The following is a 10,683-nucleotide window of genomic DNA, read 5'->3' as shown; positions in this document are numbered from 1 at the left end:
GTCAATCACACTAGTTGTACGCCTCACGTCCGCTGTCATATCACCGATCCTATCGCCTGTGAAACACAAAAACCCCCCAGGCTGAGGTCTCCCTCAACCCAGGGGGTTACTTACATCATCTAATACAGCGCGTAGTACGGTAGCGGGACCACAGGACTACCCGACCAATCCCAGTACAGCGAGCTATACGCGATACTCGCTGGTGGAGACGGGTTCCCGATACTATACGCATACAGACCGTGGGGCTTCTCCGCAGACGGCGGTAGCACACGCCACAGATTCAATCCGAGCAGCGACATACACTGTTGCAGCCCAGAGGTCACCTGAAGCGTACCAACAGCTAAAATGTCTCCTTTGTTGGCTGTGATATCTCCAGTCGCGAAAGCGAAATTCTTGTTCTTACTCAGGTTCGACTTGATATCCGACGACTGATACTTGATCGACAGGTTCCCGGTATCCGGGTCCATCTTATACACCATCACATAAAACGCTCCGATACCAAGCACCGTCACAGAGTCTCCCAAGCCGAACAACACGTTGGTGTACGTTCGGTCTTTCGTGCACTCGATGAAACCGAGTTCGACCGTGTTGTCCCCCCCTCCGGACGGTTTGTAGTCCGGAGGATCAGTATAGGAAATCGAGTGACTATGCGAACCACTCGTCGACCGGGAACTGGTCGAGTTCGCAGTCGCCTGCAACATCACATGCGGGAACGTCGAATCGGCGTTGCCCTTATACGAGTTCCACAGCGAGGACCCTGATGGGATCACGTTTTTTGTGGTGGACTGTATATCTGACTGAGTTTTAGCATATGTTGCCTTAATACCGCCGGTCATGATCGACATACCGACGCTCTCGGTCATCTTCTGACCATAGTCATAGTCGCCACCACCATTGCCTATGACGTACGCGCCCGCCGGTGCTGGCTGATTAGGTGCGGTCATTCATTTCTCCCCCCTTGATAGCTTCTGCTCGAGCCGGTAGTGGTCCCGGCGAAGATCGCGCACGTCTTCCCGCAGGTTCCGCACATCCCCTGATATTCCTCGAACATCCTGCCTCATCTCGTCCAGATCGTCACGCAGGTTTGTGGTGTGCGTGTTCTCGACCTGGTGCCTAACCTGTGCTATCGACCGGCTCAATCGTGCTGTCAGATAAGCACCAACCGCAGGTGTCAAAATCGCTAAGGCAATCAAGTACTCCGGTGCATCATCAGGCAGAGTCACGGCTTAGCGTGCCTTCCTGTCGACTTAGACGCAGGCGAAACGTTTCGCCGAATCCACCAACCGAGCGCAATCGGCATTACCACCGTGTAGATGCCCAATACAGGCTCGATCCAAGCCGTGTCTATCTCCTTACCTAGGAGAACACTTACGAGGCTTAAAACGGCGATTACAGCCGCCCGGATCATCGCAGGCTCAGGAATTCGTTCCTTGATCTTCTCGGTAGTAACCATTTACGTCAGCTCCTTAGCTACATCCTGGGGCGGTGGGGGAGTAGGTACCATGCCTAGCGCCTTGAATTGCTCGAGTAACACCGCTTGCTCCTGCATCGTCAACTTGGAGACATCTGGCAGGCGGATCACCGGGGAATCCGGCTCATTCGCATCCACCCATCCATCCGCCCCGTTGTATTCATGGCGTGGTCCACGGACAACCGGCTGATACTTGATCTGCTGAGACGGCAGTCGGGACACGGGAATATTTCCGTCTTCGTCGGCGAGAGACGCCAGGTAATCCCGATGGGCGAATCCGCACTTGTGCAGATGCTCAGACCATCCTTGAAGAATCTGCGGGTGGGTGATCTGCCCGACCCCATGCATCATCGGTAGACGCTTAAGCGCCCACAAAAAATGCTGCTTAGGATCTTCCCAATCCACTTCGTCTTGCATTGGAATCACTTGGCGAACCTCTTAACTGATACCCAGCGCTTCTAGCGCCGCGCTTGCTTCTTGAATCTCTTTGAACAATTTGACAACCGGATCTTCCGGCTCTTGGTATCCGATGGTCATATTCCAGCCCTTAGGGCCGTCTTCCCCCCAGGAATAACCGATCTCCATCACGCGATCAACAAATAGCTGGTTTTCGACAGGCCACCCCAACGGGGCTGTAGCGACGCGGTCACCCAGCCACACATGGCCATACCCCTCGGCACCGACGTAATAAGGTGCCGCATCGGACACTTGGATTTTATGGGCGGTATGCGCCCTAGTTTCCCACAGCTTCGCCCTTAGCGCGATAATTGCGGCAAGCGTATACGCTCTATCTGCACCATCCGCCCAGGTCTCGTAAAGGTGGAAAGCTCCTAGATCCTGCGCTCTATTAATATCCCCCCACCGCATGAATGCGAGGATGACATCGGAATAAAGAGGGCGGAGTACCGCATCCAACATTCCACCGATCGGGGGAATAATCACCGCAGCGGCAATAGCATCCCCAGCCATATTAACCGCCGCCGACAATCCTTCGTTGATCCCCGGCATGGAATTACCTCCGACCATGACGTGTGTCGCGGTCGCCTCGAAATACTGGAATTTAGAGGTCTCTATACCGGTGTACCTACCCTCTTCATACACTACCCATGGCGCACTAGCGCGTGTGCCTTGCCACCCAGGGGTGGAGTACTCGGCAGGGAAAGTAGGGTCGCCAGCAACAGCACTGACACTTTCGGTGTACCCATCGTTTGCGATCGAGGTGTACGATCGTTCCAGCCCGGTGAGGAGATTACCCCCGAACGAGGTCTGGGTATTCCAACCTGACTTGTCTACGATCTCCCACACCAAACAACCATGGCGCAGGTTAGCGCCGGGCCACGGCGGAGGATCACCATTCAAATACCGACGAACCTCGACTGTGAGCTGGGCATCCGCCAGCGTCTTCTTCGCCGTATCATGAAACGATTTGAACCGGGACCAGATCAAAGCCAGATTTGATTTATCCGAAGAGAACGTGAATGGCTTGACCACGTTCCGCCACGTGGATTGATCGAAATTGACCCATTGTGCTGGGTCCATCGGATCATCAGGTAGCTGCCAGATCGAGGACTCGATCCGCATAAGATTCACCAACAAAGTGACAGATAGCGCCCACTTCGCAGGGCCGAACATCAGCCACGCCTTCGGGAACTGGAATTCTGGAGGCAGAAACGGGTTAGGCCATACACGGATGTATTTAGCTTGCTCGTAATCGTGCTTGAACCGGGCAATGACATACGCGCGACCGTCACGTTCACGGATAACCTCATAGTTGTCCATGAACCCGGACCACCTAGCGCCCTGCTTGTCGATCGTGACGATGACATTGCGTTTAGTCCGCCCTAGATGGTTCATCAGCCACTTAGCTAGGTAGTGGTGGATCGAGATCCGAAGTTCTGCCGTACCAGTCTCGTTCTCCAGGAATTGAAACGAGCCCCCGAGATCACCGTGAAGCTCTCCACGGAGGGTCATATCCCCATCCCATAATCGGATCAGTGGGGGTGCCAGCCGCTGTTTCTCACGCCAAGCACGCCGGGCCATTACAGTGGCCCACACCTGCTCCATCCGTGTCTTGGAGTCGATCACTCGAGCCCCCAAGGACGAGTCCACGCACGAGGAATCCGTAGCGTAATCATCTGCCCCGCAGCCACCCCAGTGACCGCAACCTCGAACGCCCGTGCCTGTGTATACGGCGGGAACGGGTGCCGAAACCGGACACCGTTCATCCGGGCCCACAACAATGTGTTGTTTTCCGCAGCTACCTGTTCCACACGAGGATCGGTGTCGACTACAGCGTCCTCACCGGACGCCAGCGTCGGCATCACAACCCGCCGGTTATCCAGCCCATCGGTGGAATCAAACGAATAATCCGGGATAGTCCACCGTCCAGGGGCAGGAAGAACCCACTTAGGAAACGCGGCTTGATTCGTCGGGTTAACGTATCCGTTGGTGCCGTCGACGGTGATAGATAGGATCTCTGTGCCACCGCCGGTTGTGTCGGTCTTCGTGACAGCGGTATGGATTACATCGTCCTGATACCAAAACGGGTCACCCGCTATACACACCATCCCGGCGCGGTTAATATCATTCATCGTGGGGTCGGTCTCCCACGAAACATCTATCGACTCACCCAACCGCAGCTTCAAATACCGAGTACCCGACTCCTCCGTGGTGATATACAACTTGCAGTCACGGTCGAACGCCCACGCTTTAGCCCACTCGGAATCCCGGCGAATCCAGGAATCCGCACCGCCGTCTAGGATCTCGACACCAAAAACGATATCCCTACGCAGGATACGATGATTCAGAAATCGAGCGCCAGGATAGTTACCTGGCTCCTCGTAAACAACTTTCACAGGGGGATCGAACAAGCCCTCGACACCGGTCGCGAGATACACCCCGCGATCCCCGGCGTCAGGGCCTGCCAGCGTAAACCATTCGCCGTTGACACCTTCCAGCTCAACGACAGTATCCAATTTATCTCCGTGCGTACGACAACTTATCTTTGTTCTGTTGGCGCTGCTTGTACTCCAGCGCTTCATCCACCGAGTTGACCTGGACTATGTACTTGGCACCTTGTTCGAAGAGCTGAGACACAGCACCCTTACCGCTGATTCCGAGATCCGACAGGAACTGCTTCCGATTCGCCGCAACGAAATCCTCAGGGATCTTAGAAAACCTGGACTTTTCGTCTGCCTCGTCCCATTTCGCTACAAGATCCTCGACACCGAACACTTCCCCGATTTCGTCTACCATCTCCCGGAACTCTTGCGTGATTCCCTCAGTGCCATTAGCGACCGCGCGGTGTAGTCGTTCCATCATGTTCAGGCCCTCGTCCTCGACCTGCTCCGATGCAGCCAACACGTCATCCACCAGCGAATCGAATTGCCCGTGCTCTGCCTCGTACTTAGCGATCTCCGCATCGAGGGCGATCTGCTCTTCTTGCAGCGCAAGCTCATCCGCCCGCATCCGCAGCATTTCCGCTTGATGCTCTAGTGAGGCACGTAGATCCTTGTTCGGTTCGCGGGCGGCTCGGTCCTCCAGCTTCTTAGCTTCGAAGTTAAGCTGTCTAGCTTGTAGGCTCATTGTCTTGGTTGGGAGCTTGATCGACTCGTCTATGCTCTTCAACACCTGTTCGACCGAACCCAACGCTTTCTCGGTTTCCTTAGCCGAGTCGCCTAGACTCTCGACGGCAGAGGTAGCTTTGTCGATCTCCGGTACACCCTCGGATTCGATAGCAATCTTGATCCGCACATTAGTGGAGTCTCCGAACCCTGCTTTCAGACCCTTAGCTAGTTCCTCAGCGGTAAGCTCGATGTTCGACTTCTCGGCATTCATACCGTTCACGAGACCTTCGCCGACATTGACGCCGTACCTGTACATCACCCTGGATGGTGACTTGATCTCCAGTGGGTTACCAATCCCGGTTTTCACAGCAGACGCTAGTGCCCCTGCTATAGCTGAGAGCGCACCGAGCTTTGATTTGATGCCGTTGATCAAGCCTTGAACAATATCCGAGCCTGCACCTGTAAGCAGGGATAGCGGATTGCCCAGTGCACCACGTATCTTACTCGGCCATGTCCCCACTTCCGTAACCAGATCCGCCCCACCTTTGGTGAACACCGATATGATTCCCGGCATCATCCCCGCGAACTTGGCCTTCACTTCTGACATAGTGGTGCCTGAGATGCCTGGCAGAAGGCTCATCTCACTAGAGAATGCGCTCGACAACCCCTCGAACAGCCTCCACCACTCTATCTTAAAAAAGAAGTTAAAAATTGCGTCGATTAGAGTCCCACCAGGGTCTTTGAAAAGCTCCGACCAGTCAAGTTCTCTAAGCGTGTCGATTACCGCTACGATAGGGCCAACAGCCACTGCGGCAGCTTTCCCAAGCCACTCCAACGTTGTCGCGGCACCCTTAAACGTACGGATAAACAGAGGGCCGAGCTCATTAACCAAAATATGAAAGTCTTCCAGGAACCTACGTATATCTGCTCCGACCCCATCCTCGGACAAGAAGTCGAAACCTGTGCTTGTCAGTCCTCCAAGCAGATTCACGATACCCTCGAGGATATCCTTCACACCCATCAGAGCACGCTCGAGCGGGGTGTTTCCCTGATCATCTACTGTGGTGATCTTCGTAACCCAGTTGAGGAAACGCTGCGCCCACTCATCCATCAACTCAGAAAGATCCGGCAACCGGTCGGTTGTCTTATCCAACAAGAGAAGTAGAGCCTCAGTGAACTTCTCGACCGCAGGTGCCGCAGACTCGACCGCCTTAGCAACATTCTCGATAATTCTACTGATCCGCTGTAACCCCTCCTCAGAGGTCACCGCGTTAACAAACCCTTGAGCCATCGTGCCCAGAGCGTCAACAACCCTCGGTAGCGACTGCTTAAGCACGTCGATGACCGGGGTTAGACGCTCGAAGATCGGCATAAACACGTCTTCCGTCTTCTGGTTCATGACTTCTTGTAGGTCGCTCACCTGGTCGGAAAGTGACTTGGCGGCATTCGTCATGCCTTCCCAGCCCAGCGCGAGCGCAGCAGCGGGGACAGCGACCGCAGCCAGCACTGCGGGAAGGCTGATCAATGCACCCGAGAGAATCCCAAGCACCGGTGCACCAAAGACCAAGATTGCTACCAGTATCCACATCGCGTGTGACATGCGCCCAATAGCGCGGGCGAACCCTTTAGCGGCCTTACCTACACTGGACACAACCTGTCGTAACTTGCCCCCAAATGTCTTAGTACCCTGACCGAGCTTCCTAGTCGACTCACTGATATCGGAACCCAGCCTGATAAACATCCCGCGAATCGAGCTAAACGCCCTGGAAAGTCCCGACCTGTCGACATCAATACGAACCTCGATAGGGTTCGCCCTAGCCACTGCTTGCGCCCGCGCGATAGCCACCAACGTTTCCGGGACGACACCCTCATCTCGGATTCTCATAGCTACCTCGATATCGCCCGCAGCAGCCTCTGCGATCTCGACAATCCCCTCCACCGCTTTGATAAACTCCACGGCTTCGGGAGTCATCTCAACATCAATGTCTCCCACAGCGGACTCTGCGGCTGCCGCCAGCTCCCGAACTTGCGCGAGGAACCCCGTCTGGTCAACATCGAAACCAGCATCAATCCGGTCTAACAGCTCCTCAGCGAAATCGACCATAGCTGCAACGCCAGCAAGGAACTCTTCCTGGTCAAGGTCAATATGCGAGTCGATATTATCCAGAGCGGCCTCAGCAGCTCGAGTGACCCCCGCCAGTTCACGCATGAACTTTTTGGAATCGAGGTCTAGCTCGACCTCGACCTCTTCGGCAGCCGCTTGCGCTGCCTTAACCGCTCCTTCGGTGTCCCGCACCAGCTCACGGACAGCTCCGTTCTCGAGCCCCACATCCACCTGGATCTCAAGGCCCTGAGTTTCCGCCTCGAGCGCCTGTCGAAGCCGCTTACGGAATTTATCCGTATCCGGGACCACCCGAACGGAGACCCGGCCTACCTCCTGGCCCCCTGGTCCCGGCATTGCTACTCCTCTGTCTGTTCAACGCTGCCAACGCGATACCCGCGAACGACCCAGGCGCGTGGCTCTTCTTTTCGGAATTGGTTCGAGACTGCGGCGGATTAACCATCTCCGGCGGATTCTTCGGTCGTTTCGACCGCTCCACATTCGCGCACACCGTGACATACACAAGCTCCCGCAAAGCATTCACCGTCGCCGCTTGCAGATACAGTGGCATATCCCACCCGATGAACTCCTCACCGCCACGGCGGACACCCACGGTCCGCGATTTCGTGGGTAGCTGTCTGATCAGATTCAACAGGAACCGGGGCGTGACCCCGGAACCTTCTACAAAAACGTCCCTCGCGTCTACCTGGTAGTACTGGAGTAAGTCAGGGACTATATACTCCCCGTACTGGTCGATCAGCTCTGCGAGGGCTGCGCTTCCCCCGGCTGTGTCGCCTCCGACCACAGTTTGACCAGATCAGTCGTCAACGCTAGATCCTCACCTAGTTCTTTAACCAGACGCTTACCCAGCTTGGGTTCCTTCGCCATCAGCTCCAACACCCGCTGCGAGTTAGTTAGAACGGTGTCGGGGGATACCGATTCATCTTCTTCATCCGACCGCATCGCCTTCATTAACTCCAAGGCCTCTTTGCGTGTGGTCGCGGGCACTCGCAGCAGGTTACGCAGCACCACCTCAGTACCATCGCTTAGCGTGACCACAATCGGGCGGTACTTGGTTTCGATATCTTCTCGCAGGGAATCAAGGGACACAGTATTGCTCATGGCAGACCTTTCAAAGCGGTATGCGGACCTGATAAAAAGGGAGAGGAGGTAGGTCCGCCAAGAAAACCTCCTCACCCCGATCTGGTTACGAGAAAAGATCCGAAGAGATCCACTCGTAAAGATGATTAGCCCCATGCTTCAAGAACGTAGCCCGCACCGGCAGGGCTGCGAACTCATCAACCGGCATCTGAATAGCCTCATCACGACGAACCGATGCCTTAGGTGCATAGAAACCCACCCGAGTGGAACCATCTACGATAAGCACGAGGAACGCGCGCTCTGTGAGTGCGGATTGCCCACTTACACCGAAAACACCCGGTGTAGTCGACGCATTCGGGCCGTAATACAACGCGAACGACTCAGCGTCGAACTGGTGCAGAAACAGAGTCAGATAATCCGCCGCCTGTTCGGTGATGACTTCGCGGAGCTGGGCGTTCTGCCAGGTGCCCCGCACCTCCGCGTCACCGCCATCAAAACCGAACTCGGGCATGTCCTCTCGCGAGGTGTGGCCGATGCTCCGCCATCCATTAGCCGCAGTGGTCTCAGTCCACGCCAGTGCCGGTGAGGTGCCCGTGAGACTGGAGGCATCCGCCGTGAAAGCCGTGAGCGACTCTCCCTGACGTGTGCCGACAATCGCCACGTTGATACCTGCGGTCAGACTCGCACCCGAAGCCACTGCATTACCAACCCCGACCTTACCTAGAGCCTCAACCGCAGCCTGAACCTGCGCCGCCGTGGCGTTATACGGAAGGGGGGACGACGTATTCGTGCCATCCGAAACGGTGAAAGTACCGCCAGTGGCGGTGCCCGTAAGCTTAAGTGTCTGCACCTGGGCGCCGAAAACGAACGGGTCGATAGTATCCAACACCGCCGGAGTCGGTGCAGCGGTGCCGAGTGGTGCGGTAAAAACATACCCTACCGCTGCGGTAATCACAGACTTATCATTAAGTGCCATCAGGCGCTCTCCTTACGTGGTCGAATCCCGACCTTAATAATTCCCTGGACTCGCCACGAATCCATGAACAAGCTAGAAATCTGGGTTGCGCCCATACGCTCGGACATTGAATGGATGTACCCCTTCGGTGTCAGGGTCTGGCGCATCTGTGCGTCGTATAAGACCTCTAAAGCGTCCTCATACAACTGCTCGGTTTCCGGGAGCCCCACCTTCCCGAACGCTGTAAGTTCGATCACCGGTAGCCCTAACAGAGTAGGCAGCTCGGGATGTCTGGTACCGCCAAGGCGACGAACATTAAGCATCGGGAACTGCCGATGGTCGATATCCTCAACCCAAGAACCGACCTTCACACTCGGGAATGCCGCCCGGAGAATCGGGATAACAACCTCTTGAACCCGTGGGATACGGGACATCAGACCTCCTAATCCAGGAAACCTGTAGCCTCCGAAATAATGTAAAGGCCAGGAACGAACTTAGGGGTATCCCCTTCATATCTGCCTTTGACGAAGTGCCCGAACTCGATGCTCAACGCTGCCGGATCAACCAAGTTCACGAACGAGTCGACATCGCCATGAGTAACAGTCACCTTTGCATGCCCAGAGTGTCTATGCTGTGCCAGCCGGGCAGCAGCACGCCGTTTCGCTGTCCTGGCCTTCGACTGAACCGCCTGCTTCACACCCTCTTCACGCGAGACAACTATATTCATGGCTTTATTGCCGATAAGCCTGACCTTCGCCATCAGTACCTCTTGATGGTGTACGTGTGGTGCGCGGTAGCGCTCGATGCGTTATACCGGTTGACATCACCGAAGAGCGCCCAGCGTTCGCCGTTCCACTCGATACGTGACTGTGCGCCAAGTACCTGAGTAAACGAGCGAGGGAACCGGATTTTGTAAACCTTCTCCGACTCGTATCCCTCATTATCCTGCTCTTGCCGCCGGGATGATGTACCCGACTGCCCCTGGATCTGAATACTCGCTCGAACTTGCACACCCGTGTCGGAGGGTCGAGTGCGGATATTACCGTCGATATCAGTCTCAGTGATCTCTGGATAGACCGTTACGGTATCTCGTCCATGGTCGAGTAGGCTCATGTCGGCACCCCCAAATCCGGGACAATCACAAACATCCCACCGGTAGTAGCTTTCAACATCTGCCACTCATGCGGCAGGATCTCTAGTTGCGCCGGGTGCGCCGAGCTATACGACCGCTGATACGTGTAATTACCATCAGTTTCGGAGATAAACCCATCAGGATTCCTCACCATCCTGATAACGGCTTCCGCCTCGACCTGGATCACATCGGCCTGGGTGATAGTTCCACCCGACACCTGCTGATCCAGGTTCGGTATACGCCGCTTGATCATCCGCTCGACATCATCGAGACGTACGTCGACAAGCGTGGATTCTTCAGGGGTTAGCGCACGCCCTAGCCTGCTAGAAACATCTGTAGCCTTTGCGTACGCCATTC

General features: G+C 55.5%; 11 protein-coding genes. All 11 read right to left on the bottom strand.

Annotated features, from left to right (window positions below):
* Nucleotides 1-119 precede the first annotated feature (119 nt).
* The 11 genes from ACX4ZE_RS19695 to ACX4ZE_RS19645 all read right to left on the bottom strand — a co-directional run bounded on the left by ACX4ZE_RS19695 (nucleotide 120) and on the right by ACX4ZE_RS19645 (nucleotide 10,681).
* Entirely contained in the window at nucleotides 120-944 is an 825-nt protein-coding gene (locus tag ACX4ZE_RS19695) for a hypothetical protein (RefSeq protein ID WP_480274939.1), read from the bottom strand.
* A complete protein-coding gene (locus tag ACX4ZE_RS19690) occupies nucleotides 945-1,223 on the bottom strand; it encodes a DUF2746 domain-containing protein (RefSeq protein WP_480274938.1) in 279 nt (92 codons plus the stop codon).
* Nucleotides 1,224-1,453: 230 nt separating this feature from the next.
* Nucleotides 1,454-1,888 carry a phage gene 29 protein family protein gene (locus ACX4ZE_RS19685; RefSeq protein ID WP_480274937.1) on the bottom strand — a complete coding sequence of 145 codons (435 nt, stop codon included), beginning with the start codon at nucleotides 1,886-1,888 and terminating at the stop codon, nucleotides 1,454-1,456.
* A gap of 21 nt (nucleotides 1,889-1,909) precedes the next feature.
* Nucleotides 1,910-3,556, bottom strand: coding sequence for a Gp37-like protein (locus ACX4ZE_RS19680; protein WP_480274936.1), 1,647 nt, complete (start codon nucleotides 3,554-3,556; stop codon nucleotides 1,910-1,912).
* Nucleotides 3,553-4,446 carry a phage tail protein gene (locus tag ACX4ZE_RS19675; RefSeq protein WP_480274935.1) on the bottom strand — a complete coding sequence of 298 codons (894 nt, stop codon included), beginning with the start codon at nucleotides 4,444-4,446 and terminating at the stop codon, nucleotides 3,553-3,555. The genes ACX4ZE_RS19680 and ACX4ZE_RS19675 overlap by 4 nt, the downstream gene beginning before the upstream one ends.
* Before the next feature lies 1 nt (nucleotide 4,447).
* On the bottom strand, nucleotides 4,448-7,495 hold the full coding sequence (locus tag ACX4ZE_RS19670) for a phage tail protein (RefSeq protein ID WP_480274934.1): 3,048 nt from the start codon (nucleotides 7,493-7,495) through the stop codon (nucleotides 4,448-4,450).
* 399 nt (nucleotides 7,496-7,894) lie between these two features.
* Nucleotides 7,895-8,260: a phage tail assembly protein gene (locus ACX4ZE_RS19665; RefSeq protein ID WP_480274933.1), complete on the bottom strand. Its 366-nt coding sequence runs from the start codon at nucleotides 8,258-8,260 to the stop codon at nucleotides 7,895-7,897.
* An 85-nt stretch (nucleotides 8,261-8,345) separates the two neighbouring features.
* Nucleotides 8,346-9,215, bottom strand: a complete 870-nt coding sequence (locus tag ACX4ZE_RS19660) for a phage tail tube protein (protein WP_480274932.1) — start codon at nucleotides 9,213-9,215, stop codon at nucleotides 8,346-8,348.
* Complete coding sequence (locus tag ACX4ZE_RS19655) at nucleotides 9,215-9,628, bottom strand: hypothetical protein (RefSeq protein ID WP_480274931.1); 414 nt, start codon at nucleotides 9,626-9,628, stop codon at nucleotides 9,215-9,217. The genes ACX4ZE_RS19660 and ACX4ZE_RS19655 overlap by 1 nt, the downstream gene beginning before the upstream one ends.
* An 8-nt stretch (nucleotides 9,629-9,636) precedes the next feature.
* A complete protein-coding gene (locus ACX4ZE_RS19650) occupies nucleotides 9,637-9,954 on the bottom strand; it encodes a DUF5403 family protein (protein WP_480274930.1) in 318 nt (105 codons plus the stop codon).
* A 349-nt stretch (nucleotides 9,955-10,303) separates the two neighbouring features.
* Nucleotides 10,304-10,681: a Gp19/Gp15/Gp42 family protein gene (locus ACX4ZE_RS19645; protein ID WP_480274929.1), complete on the bottom strand. Its 378-nt coding sequence runs from the start codon at nucleotides 10,679-10,681 to the stop codon at nucleotides 10,304-10,306.
* Between the last annotated feature and the right edge of the window lie 2 nt (nucleotides 10,682-10,683).

Source organism: Nocardia sp. TBRC8007 (assembly GCF_056629435.1).
The sequence above is the reverse complement of the archived record's forward strand: the minus strand, read 5'-3'. Positions and strand labels throughout refer to the sequence as shown.

What these genes read in the sequence shown, in the direction of transcription:
- ACX4ZE_RS19695 (WP_480274939.1), bottom strand. Translation starts at nt 944, where the DNA reads ATGACCGCACCTAATCAGCCAGCACCGGCGGGCGCGTACGTCATAGGC.
- ACX4ZE_RS19685 (WP_480274937.1), bottom strand. Translation starts at nt 1,888, where the DNA reads ATGCAAGACGAAGTGGATTGGGAAGATCCTAAGCAGCATTTTTTGTGG.
- ACX4ZE_RS19670 (WP_480274934.1), bottom strand. Translation starts at nt 7,495, where the DNA reads ATGCCGGGACCAGGGGGCCAGGAGGTAGGCCGGGTCTCCGTTCGGGTG.
- ACX4ZE_RS19665 (WP_480274933.1), bottom strand. Translation starts at nt 8,260, where the DNA reads ATGAGCAATACTGTGTCCCTTGATTCCCTGCGAGAAGATATCGAAACC.
- ACX4ZE_RS19660 (WP_480274932.1), bottom strand. Translation starts at nt 9,215, where the DNA reads ATGGCACTTAATGATAAGTCTGTGATTACCGCAGCGGTAGGGTATGTT.
- ACX4ZE_RS19655 (WP_480274931.1), bottom strand. Translation starts at nt 9,628, where the DNA reads ATGTCCCGTATCCCACGGGTTCAAGAGGTTGTTATCCCGATTCTCCGG.
- ACX4ZE_RS19650 (WP_480274930.1), bottom strand. Translation starts at nt 9,954, where the DNA reads ATGGCGAAGGTCAGGCTTATCGGCAATAAAGCCATGAATATAGTTGTC.
- ACX4ZE_RS19645 (WP_480274929.1), bottom strand. Translation starts at nt 10,681, where the DNA reads ATGGCGTACGCAAAGGCTACAGATGTTTCTAGCAGGCTAGGGCGTGCG.